This is a genomic window from Thalassobacillus devorans (assembly GCF_900176565.1).
GTDB classification, from domain to species: Bacteria; Bacillota; Bacilli; order Bacillales; family Halobacillaceae; genus Thalassobacillus; species Thalassobacillus devorans_A.
This window is the reverse complement of the sequence record NZ_FXEH01000006.1, coordinates 1,550,761-1,571,766: the sequence shown is the minus strand read 5'-3', so window position 1 is coordinate 1,571,766 and position 21,006 is coordinate 1,550,761. Positions and strand designations below refer to the sequence as shown.

Genomic DNA, 21,006 nt, shown 5'->3' with positions numbered 1-21,006 from the left:
AAGAGGGTGTAGAGAGCTATGTCATTAGTTGAACGTCTCAATCAAGACATGAAACAAGCGATGCGGAATAAGGAAAAGGAAAAACTGACCGTTATCCGCATGGTTAAAGCTTCCTTGCAAAATGAAGCGATCAAACTTGGAAGAGGCGAATTATCTGAAGAAGAAGAGCTTACTGTTTTATCCCGCGAGGTAAAGCAACGTAAGGATTCCCTCCATGAATTTCAAGAAGCTGGACGCGAAGACCTTGTAGAAAAACTTAATCGTGAAATAGAGATTTTACAAGCATATATGCCGAAACAGCTTTCAGAAGAAGAACTTGAACAAGTTGTTCAAGAAACGATTGCAGAAGTGGGAGCTTCCTCAAAGAAAGATATGGGGAAAGTAATGAGTGCAATCATGCCTAAAGTGAAAGGCAAGGCAGATGGTTCTCAAGTAAATAAGCTCGTACTGAAGCATTTATCATGATTACATGATGGAAAAATCTCCCTTGTGATAGGGAGATTTTTTTTAACCCTTTAGAAAGTAAGGTTTTAAAACCCTAAAATACTGAGTTAAACCAGCTGTGTATTTTCCATAACAAATTATAAATTTGTATGAAACCTTGCTGCTGAGTAAAACGTACATATAGTATGATTCGGTTTGAAAGGGGGGACCTGAATGTTTCGAATCTCTCGCTATTTATTAATAATTGCCCTGCTGTTGTCAGGCTTGGTGCATGTTTTACATGAGGATTCCACTAAAGCATATGCCGAGAGCGGGGAAGGGAAACTTGTATATATCATTCCTGTGAAAGATAATGTAGAACGTGGGATGGAAGCGTTTTTAAGAAGAGCTATTTCGGAAGCGGAAGATGCTGATGCGGATTATATTATCTTTGAAATTGCTACTCCTGGCGGCAGGGTGGATTCTGCTAACGCCATAGGAGAATTATTTCAGGATTTAAATATTCCTAATGCAGCATTTATTACTACACAAGCTTTGTCGGCTGGCTCCTACATAGCGCTTAATTCGGACGAAATTTATATGAAGCCGAACGCTACTATGGGAGCTTCAGGGGTTATCACTGGTGATGGAAATGCGGCTGACAAAAAAGCCCAGTCTGCTTGGATTGCCGCCATGACGGCTGCAGCTGAATCAAACGGTCGCGATCCTCTGTATGCAGAAGCGATGGCTGATCCATCAGTCGACCTCCCGGATTATAATGCCCCTGAGGGTGAGTTTCTCACGCTTGGTCCAAATACAGCTGAAGAAGTAGGATATGCTGAGGGAATAGTCAGGCACCGGACAGAGCTCCTTAGCGAATTAGATCTGACCGGAGCTGAAATAGTGGAGACTGAACCATCATTAGCAGAGAATATTGCGCGGTTTTTAACAGATCCTGTTGTCGTGCCGATACTGCTATCCGTTGCCAGTTTAGGGTTGATTGTTGAATTGTATTCTCCTGGATTTGGAATCCCGGGGACCATGGGGCTCTTATCTCTCGTATTGTTTTTCTATGGGCATATCATAGCTGGTCTGGCGGGTTACGAAGCGATCATTTTGCTTGTGCTTGGTCTTATACTAATAATCGCTGAGTTTTTCTTACCTGGTGGAATTGCAGGGATTGCGGGGGCTGTTGCCATCGTATCCTCATTGATGCTTTCCGGAGCTGATACCGGTCATATGGCTATGAGTATCGGGATTGCAATTCTGGTAGCAATTATTGCTTCCGTTATCCTGTTCAAATACCTTGGACTGGAAAGAGGATTTTTTAGACATATCATTTTACAAGACGCCACTACCACTGACAAAGGCTTTGTCTCCTCCACCAACCGATTAGAGTTGATTGGGTTAAAAGGCGAAACATTGACGCCGCTGCGTCCTTCCGGGACTGCTGTATTTGATGAGGAACGTTTAGACGTGGTGTCAGAAGGCAGGTTTTTACCGGCTGGTCAACCTGTGAAGGTCATAAAAACAGAAGGCTCACGCATCGTTGTGCGTGAAATTAATAAAGAAACCATGAAGGAGGAAAAAGAATGACGTTACAAGAATTAATGCCAATTATCATTGTTGGTCTTATCATCATCGTGCTTGCCATTCTATTCACTTTTATACCAGTTATGCTGTGGATCAGCGCACTGGCAGCAGGTGTCCGTATCAGTATTTTCACACTCGTAGGAATGCGGCTTCGTCGGGTAATCCCATCCAGGGTAATCAATCCGTTGATTAAAGCTCATAAAGCTGGTGTTAACGTAGATACCAACCAGTTAGAGAGCCATTACCTGGCAGGTGGTAATGTGGACCGTGTGGTCAATGCTTTAATTGCTGCTCAGCGAGCTAATATAGAGCTTAGTTTTGAACGCTGTGCCGCGATAGACCTGGCCGGTCGTGATGTATTGGAAGCTGTGCAAATGAGTGTCAATCCGAAAGTGATTGAAACTCCATTCATTGCAGGTGTTGCAATGGATGGGATTGAAGTAAAAGCAAAAGCACGTATTACAGTACGTGCCAACATCGACCGTTTAGTCGGTGGTGCGGGGGAAGACACAGTCATCGCCCGTGTAGGTGAAGGAATTGTCTCCACAATTGGTAGCTCCGAAAACCATAATAAAGTTCTGGAAAACCCGGACCGTATTTCCCAGAATGTATTGTCAAAAGGTTTAGATGCGGGGACTGCTTTTGAGATTTTATCCATTGATATTGCAGATATCGATATCGGTAAAAACATTGGTGCTATCCTGCAGACAGATCAGGCTGAAGCTGATAAGAATATCGCTCAGGCGAAAGCCGAAGAACGCCGTGCTATGGCGATTGCTCAAGAACAAGAGATGCGTGCCAGAGTGCAAGAAATGCAAGCGAAAGTTGTGGAAGCAGAAGCTGAAGTACCTCAGGCACTTGCTGAAGCCCTGCGTTCAGGTAAGATGGGCGTCATGGACTACATGAACTACCGTAATATAAATGCTGATACAGATATGCGTGATACTTTAGGAAAACTTTCTAAGGAAGACCATGGTGAAGACGAAGAAAAATAATCACCTCCGTGGTGTAAGGAGGCTATCCCATGGAAAATTTCATTAATTTTCTACTGAATAATATTTTTCTGGTCGCTATTTTTATTGGCGGTATTATCAGTTGGTTGAATCGGATGAATGCAGAGCAGGAGGAGGAGCGGCCGAAACGGCCGGCCCCCCAGCAGAAGCAAACGCCTGCACGCCCAGCAAAGCCTGGAATGGAGCGGATGGAAAGAACTGAGCGCTCTCAACAGAAAATGCCAGCCGAAAATAGGGTTGAAAAATATTACGAAGAAAAGAAAAGACAAATCAAAGATATTTCTGAACGAAATATCAGTGATAGACAAGACACCGGCTCTTTCACTTATGAAACACCAAACCGGAAAATCCATGATGCCCTCCCAGGGCAAATGGAACGTACGAAACCGGCGCAGTATGGTGAGAAAGCAGCACCTTCTCTTTCGATTAAAAGCAATTTGAATCGAAAGAAGATTGCTGAAAGTGTCATGATGGCCGAGATATTGGGCCCCCCCCGAGCGCATAAACCGCATCGTACATTTTCAAAACGAAATAATTATTGATAAGAACGCACGGATTGTAGTGATACAATCCGTGCGTTTTTCGTATATATAGAGGAGGGGGAGGTCGTTACATGAAAAAATGGCAACAACAGATCCGTGGCTGGATGGCCAATTACTTGGAACTTCCTTCTGATGTCATGTTGGATTTGCCAAGAGTCACTACAATCGGGGATTTCCATGTTTATATAGAAAACCATCAGGGACTGCTCCATTTTTCTGAGCATGAAATCAGACTGAAATCGAGGAAAGGACAAATCCGTCTGACTGGTGAAGGATTCGTTTTAAAAATGATGTTATCGGAAGAAATACTGGTAGAAGGAAAGATGCATTCAATTTTATTTACGGATCAATAATTTGTTCCTTGAAAGGAGGCCTTTTAAGATGAAACCTTTACAAGGTAAGTTCATAAAGGGATACGTCACACTAATCATCCAGGGTACATATCCGGAACAGTTTATCAACCTTTGTGCCAGAGAAGGGGTGGTTATTTGGAATGCAAAGAAATTGTCGGAGCATCAGCTTCAGGCAAACATTTATCTGGATGACCTCACAGAAGTGAAGAGGATCAGAAAAAGGACAAGGTATAAAATTCGTTTGAAACGCGGACAAGGAATCCCTTATTTGTGGAGTAATTTTGTAGCTCAGAAGCCATTATGGTTTGCGTTACTGTTAACCATCATGCTTCTTGTTTTTGTTTCCAATTTAGTTTGGTCCGTTCATATCGAAGGACTGCCAAAAGAACTGGAGAAAAAAGTGGAAAAGCAATTAAAGGGGTACGGGGTGCAGCCAGGAGCTGTTTCTTTCAGACTTGATGATAATGGCACTTTACAGCAGAAGCTTCTGGATGATATACCGGAACTGCTTTGGATCGGTGTGGAGAAGAAGGGCACCGCATATATTTTTCATGGAGTTGAAAAGACATTAGTAGAAAAAGAGGAAGCAAGGCAGCCGGCAGATTTGGTGGCGGCGAAAAAAGGCATGATTCATTACATTTATATCTCACAAGGTAAGCCGATGGTTGAGGTTAACGACTATGTGGAAAAAGGCGATTTGTTAGCATCTGCCCAACTGGATGAAAATGATAAAAGTCTTGTCCGGGCAGAAGGACAAGTTGTCGCTGAAACATGGTATCGCGTAGAAGTTACCGCAAGCCAACAAGAGAATATACAAACAGCTACAGGAGAGTTTGAAAATCAATACCATATCAATATCGCGGGTTTTGAATTTCCTGTATGGGGCTGGGGTAAAATAGACTACAAGTTCAAGAAAAAAGAAGAAGATTATCATCAGCTGAGCATATTTTCTAAGACCTTCCCTTTCTACTGGAAAAAATCAACGTACTTTGAGCTGTCTCGCATGAAGTATGACAGAACCGAGGAAGAAGCAGCGCAAATAGCAAAAGAGCAGGGGAAAAGAGGTTTGCTCAAAAAACTTCCTGAGGGTTCTGAAATTACGGAAGAAAATATTTTGCACCGAAGTGTGGACAATGGTAAAGTAAAATTAATCCTTTTTATGAAAGTTCATGAAGATATAGCAAAGACAAAGAATGTGAATCAAGGAGATTGAATATGCAGGAAGACTTAAAAACGATTGATATACAACTAGATAACCCATCAGAAGCATTAGCATTATTTGGAACAGAAGATCGAAACCTTAAACAGATTGAGGAACAGCTTCAGGTTTCTATAATTTCCCGCGGGGAGCATGTAAGCGCCTCGGGCCGTGGAGATAAGACTAAGCTTGTGGAAGAAGTATTGCTTTCTTTACTGGCACTAATCAGAAAAGGTTTGACGATAACTGAACGGGATGTTGTCTATGCTGTGGAGCTGGCCAAAAAAGGAAAAATCAACCAGTTCGAGGCCTTATTTGAAGACGAAATCACCCGAAATGCAAAAGGTAAATCGATTCGTGTTAAGACATTGGGGCAACGCGGCTACGTATCAGCCATCCGTAATAATGATTTAGTGTTTGGGATCGGCCCCGCTGGAACAGGTAAAACTTATTTAGCTGTCGTTATGGCGGTCAATGCCCTGAAAAATGGGCAGGTTAAGCGGATAATATTAACCCGGCCGGCTGTAGAAGCTGGGGAAAGCCTTGGCTTTCTGCCAGGTGATTTGAAAGAGAAGGTAGATCCTTATCTCCGTCCTCTCTATGACTCACTGCATGATGTATTAGGGACTGAACATACCGCTCGTCTTATTGAGAGGGGAACAATTGAAATTGCCCCTCTTGCCTATATGCGTGGACGCACGCTGGATGATGCGTTTGCTATTTTGGACGAAGCGCAAAATACTACTCCTGAACAGATGAAAATGTTCTTGACCAGACTCGGCTTTGGTTCAAAAATGGTTATCACAGGGGATATTACACAGGTTGACCTGCCTAAAGGGGTAAGGTCAGGGCTTCGTGAAGCAGAATTGCGTTTAAGAGGGATTAAAGGATCCTCATTTATCCATCTTGATCAGACAGATGTTATCCGTCATCCATTAGTACAACGAATTATTGATGCTTATGAGAAAGATAAAGAGAAGAAGGAAGACAAATAAGACCCGGATGCAAGGGTCTTATTTTATACTTTAAAAAAGTAAACTTTGTTAAAAGGCTAAAGTATAAAAAACTAAGGCTTTCGCCAGAATTACTTGGCGACAAGCCAAGTTTTTCTATGGTAGGATAAATGCTGATGCGTATAGCTATTCAATTCTATCCAACAACACATCATCAGAGGTTTAATGGTTTTGGAAAAGCGGAACATGTTAAAGAATAAACCAATAAGAATTAGTGGGGCGGACACAATATAAATTAAGTGATAACTCGTTATTAAGGAGGCGGACCAATGATCCAAATTGACTTTCATGATGAAACAAATACCATAGACGAAGGCCATATCGATATGATCCAGCGTTTGCTGCGCTTTGCTGGGGAAAAGGAAAAAGTCCAAAATGAAGCTGAAATCTCCGTGAATTTTGTCGATAACAAAGAAATTCAAATATTAAACCGTAACTATCGCCAAAAGGACGCACCGACCGATGTCATTTCCTTTGCCATGCAAGAAGAAGGAGAAGGTGAGGTACGGGTGATCGGTGAAGAAATCCCGGTAGTTCTCGGTGATATTGTGATATCTGTTGATAAAGCAAAGGAACAGGCGCAAGAATATGGCCATTCCCTGGAACGTGAACTAGGCTTCTTAGCCTTGCATGGTTTTTTACATTTATTAGGGTACGACCATATGGAGGAAACAGATGAAAAGAAAATGTTCCAAAGACAAGAGGATATTTTAAATGAGTTCGGGTTGGAACGGGAATAAAAAAAGAGGTATAGGGTTTAAATACGCTTGGAGAGGGATACTTACAGTTACAAAGACAGAACGGAATATGAAGTATCATTTGATTATCGCTGCTATCGTCCTGTTATGTTCCATGATTATGCAACTTTCACGGGTTGAATGGGCAATTGTTTTATTAGTAATTGGGCTGGTTTTGACTATGGAAATGGTAAACACCAGTTTAGAAAAAGCAATGGACCATTTATCACCGGATATCCACCCAGCTGTCGGTATGGTAAAGGATATAGCGGCCGGAGCAGTATTGATAGCAGCATTATTATCGGTGATTATCGGATTAATAATTTTCATTCCGAAACTAGTGGCGTTTTTCTGAAAAAGCGCGCTTGAGCGAAAAAGATTGAAAGCTTTTGTCGAGTACATGTAAATACAATCCATCTATAGTAAAATAGTTATTACACTACACCTCATTCACAAACGGAGGATAATTTATGGAGAAATCATTCAAGTCAGGTTTTATTGCAATTATTGGCAGGCCGAATGTTGGAAAGTCTACGTTCATGAACCGTGTCATCGGCCAGAAGATTGCCATAATGAGCGATAAGCCACAAACAACAAGAAACAAAATACAGGGCGTATGGACAGAGGAAGATGCCCAAATCGTATTTATCGATACACCTGGCATTCATAAACCTAAGCACAAGCTAGGGGATTTCATGGTAAAAGTCGCTGAACAATCGTTGAATGAAGTAGATGCTATCATGTTCATGATCAACGCAGAAGAAGGTTATGGCCGGGGTGACCAATTCATCATCGATCGCCTGGATAAAGTAGATAAGCCTGTATTTCTAATTATTAATAAAATTGACAAGGTACACCCTGATGATCTATTGCCGTTGATCGATCAATACCGCGAAATGTATGACTTCAAAGAAATCATTCCTATTTCGGCATTAGAAGGGAACAATGTCACTCATTTATTAGATGTATTAAAGCAGCAGCTGCCGGAAGGACCGCAATATTATCCTGAGGATCAGATTACCGATCATCCGGAAAGGTTTATTATCAGCGAGATGATTCGGGAAAAAGCACTCCATCTGACTAGAGAAGAAGTTCCTCATTCTATTGCGGTGGTGATTGATGGAATAGAACATCGTGAACAATCAGAAACGGTGTATATCCAGGCTACGCTTATTATTGAACGCCCTTCTCAAAAAGGTATTATCATCGGGAAACAAGGCAAGATGCTGAAGGAAATAGGACAACGGGCCAGGGAAGATATTGAGGCATTATTAGGTACAAAAGTTTTCCTGGATTTGTGGGTGAAGGTACAGAAAGATTGGCGCAACCGTCAGCTTCAGTTGAATGAGTATGGCTACAAAGATGATGAATATTAAGTTCTGGTAAAATTTAATATTCATGCTTAAGCTTGTTGGGAGCATCCTAAGAATGTGACGTTATTTATGAATGAATAACTAACTTGAAAGGCGGTGTTTCTTGTGGTCGACTTGCCATGGAAAGTTTTTAGTCAAACAGGAAACATAGAAACCTACTTACTCATGAAAGAGATGGAAAAGCAAGCGTTAAACGAAGAAGAGCCTCAGGAAAGTGAAACGGTTTCTGGAACTGAATCCAATATGTAGAATTAGAAAAGGTGACAGCATTGTTTGAAAAAGTCGAGGGAATCGTCCTACGAACAAAAGATTATGGGGAAACTCACAAAATCGTTACTCTTTTTTCCAGGGAAAAAGGGAAATTCGGTATCATGGCTAAAGGAGCAAAGAAGCCTAAAAGCAGGATGGCTTCTATTACCCAGCCTTTTATACACGGGCATTATTTGGTACAAACAGGACGAAATCTCGGTTCTCTCAGCCAGGGAGAAGTCATTTCCTCACTGCGGGGAGTACGTGAAGATATTATCAAAACAGCTTATGCAGCTTATTTGGCAGAAATGACAGATAAAATGGTGGAAGATAAGCAGCCGGATCCATTTTTGTTCCAACAATTTCTTCAGACGTTGATTTGGATTACAGAAGATAAGGATCCGGAAATATTGACAATGATGTATGAACTTAAATTATACAAAAAAGCAGGGTTCGCTCCTCAGCTTGATGTTTGTGTAAATTGCAGCCACGAAAATGGCCCCTTCTCCTTTTCTGTAAAAGAAGGGGGCTTTTTATGTTTCCGCTGTAAACATATGGACCCGGAAGCATACGGACTTACCGAAAAAATGGCAAGTTTACTCCGTTTATTTGCCAATGTAGATGTTGCACGTGTAGGTAATATCACAATAAAAGAAGAGAATAAGCGCAAAATACGGCAGCTGATGGATGCCTATTATGATTATTATGGTGGTTATTATATCAAGTCAAAGAAATTCCTGAAGCAGCTGGACCTTTTTAAACCAGAAGATTGACAAAGTAGTAAGCTATCAAGTATGATGCTATTACCAATTAAACTTGTGCGTTGAAGGAAAGTAGTACCTATTCCCCTGGACTTAAGCGAGCCTGTGATAGTGTGAGACAGGTGTTGAAGAGATAGGGAAGGCATTCCTGAGCAGCTTTCAAAGCGGCTTCCTGGGAGACAGGAAGCAAATAGGGTGGAACCGCGGGAAAATCTCGTCCCTATGTCATGGACAGTGACATAGGGACGAGATTTTTTTAATGTCTAATGGACAAAGTGCTTGTATTTTGTTTTGGGAAAAGACATTCATCTACTGGAGGGAAGAAAATATGAATATACAAGATATGATACTGACATTACAAAAGCATTGGTCAAACCAAGGATGCCTGTTAATGCAGGCTTATGATGTAGAAAAGGGAGCGGGAACAATGTCTCCTATGACGTTATTACGCAGTCTTGGTCCAGAGCCCTGGAACGTCGCCTATGTAGAACCTTCACGAAGGCCTGCGGATGGCAGGTATGGGGAAAACCCGAACCGGCTATACCAGCATCACCAATTCCAGGTAATCATGAAGCCTTCTCCTGACAATATCCAGGAATTATACTTAGATTCTCTTAAAGCTTTAGGAATAGATCCGTTGAAGCATGATATCAGATTTGTGGAAGATAACTGGGAAAATCCGACGCTTGGTGCCGCTGGTTTAGGCTGGGAAGTATGGCTGGATGGAATGGAAATTACCCAGTTCACCTATTTCCAGCAAATAGGCGGACTTGAAGCGAAACCAGTCTCTGCAGAAATAACTTATGGGTTAGAGCGATTAGCTTCCTATATCCAGGATAAAGAAAATGTTTTCGAGCTTGAATGGACGAATGGTGTAACTGTCGGGGATATATTTTCGCAACCAGAATATGAACATTCCAAGTACACTTTTGAATCGTCTGACAGTGATATGCTATTTAACTTGTTCAGCGTATATGAAAAAGAAGCCGAACGTGCGATGGAGCTTGGCCTTGTATTCCCGGCTTATGATTATGTTCTTAAGTGCTCCCATACGTTCAATTTATTAGATGCTAAAGGAGTAATTTCGGTAACAGAGCGTACCGGTTATATTGCTCGTGTCAGAAATCTGGCACGTAAAATTGCTAAAACTTATGTAGAAGAACGTGAACGGATAGGCTTTCCTATGTTGAAAGATAAGGAGGATGCGTCTCATGAGTAATACCGTGCTATTCGAGGTCGGATTAGAAGAACTGCCAGCTCGCTTTATTGATGATGCACTGGCTCAATTAGAAGAAAAAACAAAGCAATGGCTGGACGATTTACGTCTTCCTTATGACACTATTGCAACGATGGCTACACCGCGACGTCTGTCTGTTAAAGTTGAAGGGCTGGCAGATAAACAACCGGACATCGAAGAAGAAGCCAAAGGCCCAGCAAAAAAGATAGCAATAGATGAGGAGGGCAATTGGACAAAAGCTGCAATTGGCTTCACTAAAGGACAAGGTAAAAGTGTGGATGATATTTATTTTAAAGAAATAAAAGGGACGGAATACGTTCATGTCAATAAATATACGGAAGGAGAGTCCACAAAGAATTTGGTTAGTCAATTTAGTGACATTATACTTTCTTTGAACTTTCCTAAGAATATGCGCTGGGGAAGCAGGCAACTGCGCTATGTCCGCCCAATCCGCTGGCTGGCAGCCCTCTATAATGATGAAGTGATTCCATTTTCCATTGAGGATGTCCACACTGGCAAGAGCACATTCGGTCATCGATTCCTCGGTGATAAGGTTGAAGTAACGCATGCGGATCAATATGAAAGGCTATTGCAAGATCAATATGTCATCGTCGATGTTGCTATGAGGAAAGAAATGATTGCCACGCAAATAGAAAAGCTGGCACAAGAAAAAAACTGGAATATCCTTGTAGATGAAGATTTACTCAATGAAGTAACACACCTGGTTGAGTATCCAACTGTTTTTTATGGAGAGTACAGCGAAGATTTTCTTATTGTGCCAGAAGAAGCTTTAATAACTTCCATGAAAGAGCATCAACGCTATTTCCCTGTTCGAGCGAAGACGGGAGAATTACTGCCGTTTTTCGTTGCTGTAAGAAATGGTGACGACAAACATTTGGATAATGTAGCGCGGGGCAATGAAAAAGTATTGAATGCAAGACTGGCTGATGCTCGTTTTTTCTATGAGGAAGATCAAAAAGCTTCCATAGAACAAAGCCTCGACAAATTAGCACGAATGGTTTTCCAGGAGGATTTAGGAACGATAGCAGATAAAGTTCAACGTACGGTCAAGCTTTCTGATGCGCTCAGCGACCATTTGAAGTTGCAGCCCGCTATTAAAAAGCAAGTGCTGCGTACGGCTGAAATAAGCAAATTTGACCTTGTCACTCATATGGTGGGTGAATTTCCTGAATTACAAGGTATTATGGGAGAGAAATATGCAAGGATATTTGGAGAGGACGAGGAAGTAGCCCAGGCTATCAATGAGCATTATATGCCTCGACATGCTAACGGAGAATTGCCAAACTCTATCCCAGGTACTGTCGTAAGTATCGCTGATAAACTGGATACGATTGTCGGGTGTTTTTCGATTGGTATCATTCCTTCAGGCTCTCAGGATCCATACGGTCTGCGCAGATCAGCAATCGGCATCCTGCAAATGTTAGATAAAGAAGCTTGGGATATTCAATTGGAAACTCTCGTGAACTCAGCAGTTAAACTCTATATCAGCCTTGGTCTGCCAAATCGGTCAGAGGAAGAAGTCGTACAGGATCTTAATGAGTTCTTCCATATCCGGGCAAGTTACCTTCTTAAAGAAGAAGGAGTAGAGCCTGATATTGTAGAGGCGGTACTTGCGAATGGAATTAAACATGTACCGTTTACCAAAGGAAAGGCGAAGCTGCTGGCATCTAAGCGTAATGATGAAAGTTTCAAACCGACCCACGAAGCGTTAGGCCGCGTGTTAAATTTGGCTAAGAAAACAAATGTGATGGAAGTTGATACGGAGCTTTTTGAGAACGAAACCGAGCAAACACTGTACAACACCTATCTGGATGTTAAGCAGGAGTATGCTGCTTCGTTAGCCCGGCATGATGCAGTACAAGCATTGAACGCGTTAGGGATGCTTGCTGATCCGATTCATAATTTCTTTGATCATACGATGGTGATGGCTGAAGATGCGAAAATAAAGGAAAATCGTTTAGGGCTATTGAATCTGATAGCCACGGAAATATACGCGTTTGCTGATTTGAATGCTGTCCAATGGAAACAACAATACTAAGGCACCTTCTTTTACCCGCTAGGAAAAATGAGCTATAATAGTTGAATAGTATGTCACAGTCAGTGATCGGGGTGATGAAAGAATGGAGCTTTCCAGCAGACAAGAACAAATTATTGAAATAGTAAAAGAGCATGGACCTATAACAGGGGAAAATATAGCAGATCAATTGGAATTGACCAGAGCAACTCTCAGACCTGATTTAGCTATTTTGACGATGGCAGGTTTTTTAGATGCTCGTCCGAGAGTTGGCTATTTCTTTACAGGTAAAACCGGTTCAGAATTATTGACGGAAAAACTTAAAAAATTCAAGGTGCATGAATACCAATCAATACCGATTGTGGTGGAAGAGGATGTATCCGTTTATGACGCCATTTGCACCATGTTCCTTGAAGATGTGGGTACTTTATTTGTAGTCGATAATAAGTCCATGCTTTTAGGAGTATTATCAAGAAAAGACTTATTAAGAGCGAGTATAGGAAACCAGGATCTTAATTCCATACCGGTTCATATTATTATGACGCGTATGCCGAATATTACCGTGTGCCGGAAGGATGATCTATTGCTTGATGCCGCCCAAAAATTGATTGACAAACAAATTGATGGTTTGCCTATCGTAAAAGATGTGGATGATGGGCTGGAAGTCATCGGTCGGATCACAAAAACAAATATGACCAAAGCATTAGTTGAACTAGGGCGTGACGAACATTTATAAGCTTTCCGCTCTGACAAATAGGAGGGATTGGGATGGAGAAGCCATTGATATTTGTGATTTCTGATTCGGTAGGGGAAACAGCTGAGTTAGTTGTAAAAGCAGCATTGAGTCAATTCGATGACGGCCCTTATGAAATTCAGCGGATACCTTATGTGGAAGACGAGGGAACACTTAACGAAGCAGTATTGCAGGCTAAAGAGAAACAAGGGATGATTGGTTTTACACTGGTCCGCCCGGAATTAAGAGATCACTTGTTGAGAAAAGCGAAAGAATATAATTTAGAATGTATTGATATCATGGGGCCGATGATGGAAAGCATGGAACGCTTCTTCGAAGCAAAACCGAGGATGGAGCCTGGCCTTGTCCATAAACTGGATGAAGACTATTTCAAAAGGGTGGAAGCTATTGAATTTGCCGTACGCTACGACGATGGAAGAGACCCTCGAGGAATCTCGCGTGCTGATATTGTTCTCATCGGTGTCTCCAGGACTTCTAAGACGCCTTTATCACAATACCTGGCGCACAAGCGTCTGAAAGTGGCAAACGTACCGATTGTTCCGGAGGTAGAACCGCCGGAAGAATTGTTCCATGTTGACAGGGATAAATGCATCGGACTGAAAATCAGCCCGGAAAAACTGAATGATATTCGTAAAGAACGTCTCAAAGCACTTGGCCTCGGAGACCAGGCGAGCTATGCCAATATGGAAAGGATCAAACAAGAATTGAACCACTTCAATGAAGTAGTAGAGCGTATAGGTTGTGATGTAATTGATGTCTCGCATAAGGCGGTCGAAGAAACAGCCAATGTAATCTTAAGCAAGCTGAAACGGAGATGAATCAGTTTCAGCTCATCAAAATAAAAATCGCGCCAATAGTCTAGTGGCGCGATTTTTTCCTTGAAGAGGAAAAAAACTTAAAAAACGAAAAAAAACTATAGCAATTGCTAAAAATATGTATTATAATATGTTTTTGTGTAAAAATGTATGATAGCTAAACTATCGTTGTAAGCAAAACAATTCTGAAAAGTAAAACATTGATTAAATAGGAGGATTTTACGAACACTTGTAGAATCTATGATAATGTTGCAAAATAAACCCGCTGTATATGTCGATGCCGATAGCTGTCCTGTCAAGGGGGAGATTGATCAGGTCTGTTCCGATCACTCTATCATCCCTCAATATGTAGCTACTATTAACCACTATAGCCCACATTCGGAATACAGTGATTGGAAAATCATTGATGACACCGATCAGGCTGTAGACCTTTTTATCCTTAATCGGGTGAAGCAGGGAGATATTGTCATAACGCAAGATTTATCATTCGCGGTACTGCTGACTTCAAGAGGGGTTTATGCACTAACCCCACGAGGTAAACTCATTGAAGAGGCGGATGCGGATGAAATCATGTTACGGAAACATTTAAGACAGAAAACCCAAAAGAGGGGAAGTCGTCTGAAAGGACCACCGCCTTTACTTGAACAGGATCGTCGGACCTTCCAGAAAGTATTGGATGATTTTTTGTCAAAACATGAAGGTATTCAGTGATGAGTATCGAATAATTTCTAAAATACGGTGATAGTTATGGCTGGACATATTCCAGAAGAAACGATAGATGAAATACGCAAATCCAATGATATCGTCGATGTTGTAGGTGAATATGTACAATTGAAGAAACAGGGAAGGAATTACTTTGGATTATGTCCTTTCCATGGGGAAAACACTCCTTCTTTTTCTGTTTCTCCAGATAAACAAATTTTCCATTGTTTCGGATGTGGAAAAGGCGGGAATGCTATCACCTTCCTGATGGAGCTTGAGGGGTATGAATTCCTTCAAGCTGTTAAACATCTTGCTGACAAGGTGGGATATCAACTTCCTGAGGAGTTATCGCATAACCAGGAGGATTCTGGACCTAAAAATGAAGAAGCTCAAAAGGTATTAGAAGCCCATCAATGGTTGAGCAAACTTTACCACCATCTACTAAAGCATACTAAAGAGGGTAAAGAAGGTCTGGACTATTTATTGGAGAGAGGTTTTACAGAGGAAATGATCGATCGTTTCCAGTTAGGCTATGCACCTAACTCAAAGGATTTCGTCGTTCGCTTTCTCGAAAAGAAAGGCTATCATCCCCAATTGATGGTGAAAGCTGGTTTGCTGAGTTCCAATGATTCTGGGGAGTACAGTGATCGGTTCAGGGGACGCGTCATTTTTCCTATTCGCAATCATTTAGGGAAAACGGTCGCTTTTGGTGGCCGGGCTATTCACGATCAGGAACCAAAATATTTGAACAGCCCTGAAACGGAGCTATTTCGAAAAGGGAAACTTCTTTATAATTTTGACTTAGCCCGTAGTGCTATTCGTAAGCAAGGATCGATTATTTTATTCGAAGGATATATCGACGTTATTGCAGCTTATCAAGCTGGTGTTTATAACGGAGTAGGAACATTGGGAACATCGATTACCGAACACCAGGCGAATCTTATTCGAAGGTATGTGGAAGAAGCTGTCATTTGTTATGATGGTGATGCTCCGGGTGTCGAGGCCTCTATGAAGGCTGCCCGTTTACTGAAAGGTGCGGGATGTACGGTTAAACTTGCCCGTCTGCCGGACGGAATGGATCCGGATGATTTTATAAAGTCCCATGGAGCGGATAAGTTCCGGAGAGAAGTTCTCGAAGCAAGCGATACCTACTTGGCATTTATCATGCGTCATCTTAAGAAACAATATAACCTTAATTTAGAAGGGGATCGCATTGCATATGTAGAAAGAGTAGTAAAGGAGATTGCTGGTCTTGATCACGCAATTGAACGAGAACATTATCTGAAGGAACTCGCTAACGAATTTGAGTTATCGCTGGATACCTTGAAAGAAGAGGTCTCAGCCCATCGTAGGCAGAATGGATGGGGTAATAAAGGGACCAAAAGAAAAACTGGTAATTCCAATGTTACTTCTGCACGTGCAGGTGGAAGCAAATTATTGCCTGCTTTTCATAATGCAGAAAGAGCATTGATTGCATATATGTTGAAAAACCCCCAAGTCGCTGATAAAGTTCAAGCAGAGTTAGGAGGAGGCTTCAATATTAGTGAACATCAGGTCATTGTCACTTATCTTTATGCATATTTTGAAGAAGGCAATGAACCGGATGTCAGTCATTTTGTTGAAATGTTACCTGATGCTGATTTGAAAAATCTAGTAGTCAAGCTTGCGATGATGCCTGTTAATCAAGATATTTCCGATAGGGAAATAAATGATTATATCCGTTTAATACGCGCAGAACAAAGCGATAAAACGGATATAAGAACATTAGAGGAAGAACAAAAACAGGCAGAGCAGCAGAATGATCCGATCAAGGCAGCAGAGATTGCCATGAAAATAATACAGTTGAAAAGACAGCTGAGAAGTACGCACTAAAAGATATGGGATTTGTTGGAAGGAGGGGGACTTATGGCAGATAAGCCATTACGTTCTAAAGAAGCTGAAAATGAACTTACGCTTGACCAGGCAAAAGAACAGTTGCTGGAGATTGGTAAAAAGCGTGGAGTTTTAGCATACGAAGAAGTTGCAGAACGTTTATCCAGTTTTGAACTGGAGTCTGAGCAGATGGATGAATTTTACGAGTACCTCAATGAGCAGGGTGTCGAGGTGATCGGTAATTCAGAAGAAGATCCAAATATGCAGCAATTGGACAAGGAAGAAGAGTTTGACTTAAATGATTTGAGTGTACCTCCCGGTGTCAAAATCAATGACCCTGTACGGATGTATTTGAAAGAAATTGGTCGAGTCAACCTTTTGGCCGCGAAAGATGAAATTGATTTAGCACAGCGTATTGAAGAAGGCGACGAAGAAGCTAAACGGGAACTAGCGGAAGCCAACCTGCGTCTCGTGGTAAGTATCGCCAAGCGTTATGTAGGCAGAGGTATGCTCTTCCTCGACTTGATCCAAGAGGGGAATATGGGGCTGATTAAAGCTGTTGAAAAGTTTGATTACCGCAAAGGTTATAAATTCAGTACCTATGCTACTTGGTGGATCCGTCAGGCGATTACTCGCGCCATTGCTGACCAGGCACGTACCATTCGTATCCCTGTGCATATGGTGGAAACAATCAATAAACTGATTCGCGTCCAACGTCAATTATTGCAGGACTTTGGCCGGGAGCCGACTCCTGAAGAAATTGGGGAAGAGATGGAGCTTTCCCCTGACAAAGTAAGAGAAATCCTTAAAATAGCTCAAGAGCCTGTTTCCTTAGAAACTCCTATCGGAGAAGAAGACGATTCCCATCTTGGCGATTTCATTGAAGATCAGGAAGCAACCTCACCTTCTGATCATGCCGCATATGAACTTTTGAAAGAACAACTGGAAGATGTTCTTGATACACTTACGGACCGAGAAGAAAATGTTCTTCGACTTCGATTTGGGCTGGATGACGGCCGCACACGTACACTTGAAGAGGTCGGAAAAGTATTTGGCGTCACTCGCGAACGTATCCGTCAAATCGAGGCCAAAGCATTGAGAAAACTCCGTCACCCTAGTCGAAGTAAACGGTTGAAAGATTTCTTAGAATAGAATGCTACACTCACGACCAGGAGCTGACCATTTTGTTCCTGGTCTATTTTTATAGGCTGTTAAAATATGAGTTAAATGAATGCTTTCGTTACTTAGAGACGATCAGTTAATTTTTATTCAGTCCCATACCGGGGTGATGCTATGACGAAAGAACGTAAAGAAATAATTCTCCAGGAAATACAATATTGGAAAGCTAATCGATTGCTTCCGGAATCGTATTGTGATTACCTGCTTGCTCTCTACACGCAAGGTGAAGGTTTGACTCACCCATCACCTGGACCCAGACAGTGGGTGATAGTAACTAGAATTATGATAGCTTTTTTAATGCTTCCAATCTCATTTCTTGTCATTTATTTTACTGAAACGGCTTTCATAATGCAAACAGGCATTTTGTCGATATTTGTATTAGGTACAGGCTTAACCGCTGTATATCTATATAATAAAAAGTCGATTGATTTTTCTATGTACGCAACGATGGGTCTGTTACTATTGTTGTTATGGAATGTTCATATTATATCACTTTGGCAGGCACCAAATTGGTTGTTTGTTTCCATCGTAATGGTACATTGTCTCCTTTGGTATTGGGGTGGAAGGAAATTAGATGTGGTTTTTATGAAGATGATTGGAGCTCTTGGTGCTGCTTCTGCCTTTTTATATATGTTTTTCAACTTTTAGCAGGTTTGCTCTTTTCTAAAGAAGGTTTTTCAAGTAAAATAAATATAGTTTGTATTTTAGAGAAAGATATATAGGGGACTACATAAGGAGGAAATGGACACATGAAAAGAAATCCAGTTATCCCATTCGCAATGATTGCTGTTATAGGGATTTTAACGATGTTCATCATTTCTTGGGTTGGAGTCGGCCAAAATGAAGCCATCCAAAATGAAGGGGAAAATGGAGAGGAGCAGCAGGAAGAGGAAGCAAGCTCTGATCCAGAAGAAGTCTTCCAAAATAGCTGTGCTGCATGTCATGGTGCTGACCTTTCTGGTGGAAATGGTCCTTCATTAGAAACAATCGGCAGCAAATATTCTGCCGAAGAAATTGAAGAAATCATCATTAACGGTAAAGGATCAATGCCACCTGGACAAGCTCAGGGTGAAGAAGCTACCCTTGTAGCTGAATGGCTGGCAGAAAAGCAATAACGTATAAAAAGAAAGCTTTCTGGAATATTCAGAAGGCTTTTCTTTTTGTACTTTGAAATTGTTTAACTTTATTAAAAGAGAACAAGTATAAGAAATCTATTTTGTTCCTGATAAAGTATAAAAGATGATTAGATTTCACTTTATTGACATGACGACATTACGTTTTATTAGAATAATACGTTTATTTTTATAGAAAAGAGGAAGTCAAATGAATGAAAAGTTATTATCCAGACGCCTTCAGGTGGTTGCCTCCTATCTCCCCCGTGGAGCACATTTCGCAGATATTGGATCAGACCATGCCTACCTTCCTTGTTACGTATGCTTAAAGGACCCCTCAGCAGTCGCTATAGCTGGTGAGTTGAATGATGGGCCTTATCAAAGTGCAAAAAAAGAAGTGGAAGCGAATAATCTGACGAATCGTATCTCTGTTCGAAAAGGGGATGGGCTGTCGGTCCTGTCATCAGACGAAGTAGAGCAAGTAGTCATTGCGGGCATGGGAGGTACATTGATCACTAACATCTTAGAAACCGGTAAAAGTAAATTAACCCGGGTTTCCCGTTTGGTGGTTCAGCCAAATGTCGATGCAAAATCACTACGAAGATGGCTGGCTGATAATGGCTATCGGATAACCGCAGAAGAAATTTTAGAAGAAGCTGGGCATATTTATGAAGTAGTTGTTGCTGATAAACAATCAGCCGGGGAGCAGATTAAATATACCGACAAGGAAATATACTTTGGTCCCTATTTATTGAAAGAGAAGAACGATCCTTTTAAAAGGAAATGGATAGAGGAAAAAGCAAAAAAAGAGTATGTAAGAGAAGAAATGAACAAAGCGGTAACACCAGATACAAAAAAGATAGCTGTGTTAGAGCAAGAAATCCAGTGGATTGAGGAGGTTCTGCAAAATGAGTGAAATAGTAACAGTTAAACAAGTAGTTGAGGTTTTTGAACAAATGTCACCTAAACATCTCGCATATGACTGGGATAAGGTCGGGTTGCAAATTGGAACAATGAATCAGCCTGTCAGTAATGTAATGGTTACTTTAGACGTCTTAGAAAATGTGGTAGATGAAGCGGTGGAACGGCAGATAGATTTAATTATTTCCCATCACCCTGTCATTTTTAAGCCATTAGGACAAATCAACCCGGATACACCAAAGGGAAGGGTCATACAAAAGTTGATAAAGCATGACATCGCTGTATATGCCGCTCATACCAACCTGGATATAGCGGAGGGAGGAGTGAATGATGCTTTAGCGGAAGCGCTAAAGGTCACCCAAACGATACCCCTGTTAGAAACCGGCAAAGATAAATTGGTGAAAGTAATTGTGTTTGTACCTGAGGATCATGCAGATGGAGTAACAAGGGCGATGCATGAAGCCGGGGCAGGGCATGTTGGAGACTATAGCAATTGTTCTTTCAGCATGCCAGGAAAAGGGCGGTTTATGCCAACAGATGCGGCTGATCCTTATATAGGAAAATCTGGGGAATTAGAGATCGTAGAAGAACAACGAGTAGAGTTCTTACTGCCACAATCTAATTTAAAAGGCGTGCTGAAAGCGATGGAAGATGCACATCCATACGAGGAAGTGGCTTATGATGTCTATACGCTTGAAAATGAAGGAGAATCCTTTGGGATCGGTCGAATAGGCGTACTGAAGGAAAAAATGACGTTAAGCAAATTTGCGGAGCATGTAAAAGAAAGCTTAAATGTACCTGGTTTGCGTGTGATTGGTAACATGCAGGATAAAGTTGAAAAAGTAGCCATCCTTGGCGGAAGCGGTGAAAAATACATTTATGATGCCAAAAGGCAAGGGGCTGATGTTTACGTCACAGGAGATATGACTTTCCACCCCGCTCAAGAAGCAGCGAATATCGGCTTGAATGTGATAGACCCTGGTCACCATGTGGAAAAAGTGATGAAAACTGCTGTTAAAAATTATTTAGATGAAAAGTTCAGCCAAAGTAAAGGTGAATTAACTGTTTATGTTTCTGAAGCGAACACGGAACCATTTCAATTCATGTAAAAAAGGCTGCCATTC

Annotated in this window: 23 protein-coding genes and 1 other annotated feature; all 23 genes read left to right on the top strand. The window is 41.5% G+C overall.

Features of this window, described 5'->3' with window-relative positions; translation table 11 throughout:
• Nucleotides 1-18 precede the first annotated feature (18 nt).
• The 23 genes from B9Y67_RS18945 to B9Y67_RS18835 all read left to right on the top strand — a co-directional run bounded on the left by B9Y67_RS18945 (nucleotide 19) and on the right by B9Y67_RS18835 (nucleotide 20,991).
• The gene (locus B9Y67_RS18945) at nucleotides 19-465 is read left to right on the top strand and encodes a GatB/YqeY domain-containing protein (protein ID WP_062446821.1); all 447 of its coding nucleotides are present in this window, start codon (nucleotides 19-21) and stop codon (nucleotides 463-465) included.
• Nucleotides 466-657: 192 nt separating this feature from the next.
• Nucleotides 658-2,019, top strand: a complete 1,362-nt coding sequence (locus tag B9Y67_RS18940) for an NfeD family protein (protein ID WP_085508914.1) — start codon at nucleotides 658-660, stop codon at nucleotides 2,017-2,019.
• Nucleotides 2,016-3,011 carry a flotillin-like protein FloA gene (floA, locus tag B9Y67_RS18935; RefSeq protein WP_085508913.1) on the top strand — a complete coding sequence of 332 codons (996 nt, stop codon included), beginning with the start codon at nucleotides 2,016-2,018 and terminating at the stop codon, nucleotides 3,009-3,011. The genes B9Y67_RS18940 and floA overlap by 4 nt, the downstream gene beginning before the upstream one ends.
• A 29-nt stretch (nucleotides 3,012-3,040) precedes the next feature.
• Nucleotides 3,041-3,571 carry a hypothetical protein gene (locus B9Y67_RS18930; RefSeq protein ID WP_085508912.1) on the top strand — a complete coding sequence of 177 codons (531 nt, stop codon included), beginning with the start codon at nucleotides 3,041-3,043 and terminating at the stop codon, nucleotides 3,569-3,571.
• A gap of 71 nt (nucleotides 3,572-3,642) precedes the next feature.
• The gene (gene yqfC, locus B9Y67_RS18925; RefSeq protein WP_085508911.1) at nucleotides 3,643-3,924 is read left to right on the top strand and encodes a sporulation protein YqfC; all 282 of its coding nucleotides are present in this window, start codon (nucleotides 3,643-3,645) and stop codon (nucleotides 3,922-3,924) included.
• Nucleotides 3,925-3,952: 28 nt separating this feature from the next.
• Nucleotides 3,953-5,137: a sporulation protein YqfD gene (gene yqfD / locus B9Y67_RS18920; protein ID WP_085508910.1), complete on the top strand. Its 1,185-nt coding sequence runs from the start codon at nucleotides 3,953-3,955 to the stop codon at nucleotides 5,135-5,137.
• Nucleotides 5,138-5,139: 2 nt separating this feature from the next.
• A complete protein-coding gene (locus B9Y67_RS18915; RefSeq protein WP_085508909.1) occupies nucleotides 5,140-6,117 on the top strand; it encodes a PhoH family protein in 978 nt (325 codons plus the stop codon).
• 290 nt (nucleotides 6,118-6,407) lie between these two features.
• Nucleotides 6,408-6,875: an rRNA maturation RNase YbeY gene (ybeY, locus tag B9Y67_RS18910; RefSeq protein ID WP_085509242.1), complete on the top strand. Its 468-nt coding sequence runs from the start codon at nucleotides 6,408-6,410 to the stop codon at nucleotides 6,873-6,875.
• A complete protein-coding gene (locus B9Y67_RS18905) occupies nucleotides 6,850-7,227 on the top strand; it encodes a diacylglycerol kinase family protein (RefSeq protein WP_085508908.1) in 378 nt (125 codons plus the stop codon). Before ybeY ends, B9Y67_RS18905 begins: the two co-directional genes overlap by 26 nt.
• A gap of 115 nt (nucleotides 7,228-7,342) precedes the next feature.
• Nucleotides 7,343-8,248, top strand: coding sequence for a GTPase Era (era, locus tag B9Y67_RS18900; RefSeq protein WP_085508907.1), 906 nt, complete (start codon nucleotides 7,343-7,345; stop codon nucleotides 8,246-8,248).
• A gap of 102 nt (nucleotides 8,249-8,350) precedes the next feature.
• Nucleotides 8,351-8,494, top strand: coding sequence for a YqzL family protein (locus B9Y67_RS18895; protein WP_082412086.1), 144 nt, complete (start codon nucleotides 8,351-8,353; stop codon nucleotides 8,492-8,494).
• An 11-nt stretch (nucleotides 8,495-8,505) separates the two neighbouring features.
• Entirely contained in the window at nucleotides 8,506-9,267 is a 762-nt protein-coding gene (gene recO, locus B9Y67_RS18890; protein ID WP_369668775.1) for a DNA repair protein RecO, read from the top strand.
• 41 nt (nucleotides 9,268-9,308) lie between these two features.
• Nucleotides 9,309-9,480, top strand: a binding site (T-box leader).
• A 103-nt stretch (nucleotides 9,481-9,583) separates the two neighbouring features.
• Entirely contained in the window at nucleotides 9,584-10,474 is an 891-nt protein-coding gene (gene glyQ / locus B9Y67_RS18885; RefSeq protein WP_085508905.1) for a glycine--tRNA ligase subunit alpha, read from the top strand.
• Entirely contained in the window at nucleotides 10,467-12,551 is a 2,085-nt protein-coding gene (glyS, locus tag B9Y67_RS18880; RefSeq protein WP_085508904.1) for a glycine--tRNA ligase subunit beta, read from the top strand. The genes glyQ and glyS overlap by 8 nt, the downstream gene beginning before the upstream one ends.
• Before the next feature lie 82 nt (nucleotides 12,552-12,633).
• The gene (locus B9Y67_RS18875) at nucleotides 12,634-13,263 is read left to right on the top strand and encodes a helix-turn-helix transcriptional regulator (RefSeq protein ID WP_085508903.1); all 630 of its coding nucleotides are present in this window, start codon (nucleotides 12,634-12,636) and stop codon (nucleotides 13,261-13,263) included.
• A 32-nt stretch (nucleotides 13,264-13,295) separates the two neighbouring features.
• Nucleotides 13,296-14,099 carry a pyruvate, water dikinase regulatory protein gene (locus B9Y67_RS18870; protein WP_085508902.1) on the top strand — a complete coding sequence of 268 codons (804 nt, stop codon included), beginning with the start codon at nucleotides 13,296-13,298 and terminating at the stop codon, nucleotides 14,097-14,099.
• A 243-nt stretch (nucleotides 14,100-14,342) separates the two neighbouring features.
• A complete protein-coding gene (locus B9Y67_RS18865) occupies nucleotides 14,343-14,807 on the top strand; it encodes a DUF188 domain-containing protein (RefSeq protein WP_085508901.1) in 465 nt (154 codons plus the stop codon).
• A 36-nt stretch (nucleotides 14,808-14,843) separates the two neighbouring features.
• Nucleotides 14,844-16,670, top strand: a complete 1,827-nt coding sequence (gene dnaG, locus B9Y67_RS18860; protein ID WP_085508900.1) for a DNA primase — start codon at nucleotides 14,844-14,846, stop codon at nucleotides 16,668-16,670.
• Nucleotides 16,671-16,703: 33 nt separating this feature from the next.
• A complete protein-coding gene (gene rpoD / locus B9Y67_RS18855; protein ID WP_062446794.1) occupies nucleotides 16,704-17,822 on the top strand; it encodes an RNA polymerase sigma factor RpoD in 1,119 nt (372 codons plus the stop codon).
• Nucleotides 17,823-17,963: 141 nt separating this feature from the next.
• Nucleotides 17,964-18,497: a hypothetical protein gene (locus B9Y67_RS18850; RefSeq protein ID WP_085508899.1), complete on the top strand. Its 534-nt coding sequence runs from the start codon at nucleotides 17,964-17,966 to the stop codon at nucleotides 18,495-18,497.
• A 101-nt stretch (nucleotides 18,498-18,598) separates the two neighbouring features.
• The gene (cccA, locus tag B9Y67_RS18845; RefSeq protein ID WP_085508898.1) at nucleotides 18,599-18,964 is read left to right on the top strand and encodes a cytochrome c550; all 366 of its coding nucleotides are present in this window, start codon (nucleotides 18,599-18,601) and stop codon (nucleotides 18,962-18,964) included.
• 208 nt (nucleotides 18,965-19,172) lie between these two features.
• Nucleotides 19,173-19,877: a tRNA (adenine(22)-N(1))-methyltransferase gene (locus tag B9Y67_RS18840; protein WP_085508897.1), complete on the top strand. Its 705-nt coding sequence runs from the start codon at nucleotides 19,173-19,175 to the stop codon at nucleotides 19,875-19,877.
• Nucleotides 19,870-20,991 (top strand): Nif3-like dinuclear metal center hexameric protein, encoded by a 1,122-nt coding sequence (locus tag B9Y67_RS18835; RefSeq protein WP_085508896.1) that lies wholly within the window; start codon nucleotides 19,870-19,872, stop codon nucleotides 20,989-20,991. Before B9Y67_RS18840 ends, B9Y67_RS18835 begins: the two co-directional genes overlap by 8 nt.
• Nucleotides 20,992-21,006 lie beyond the last annotated feature (15 nt).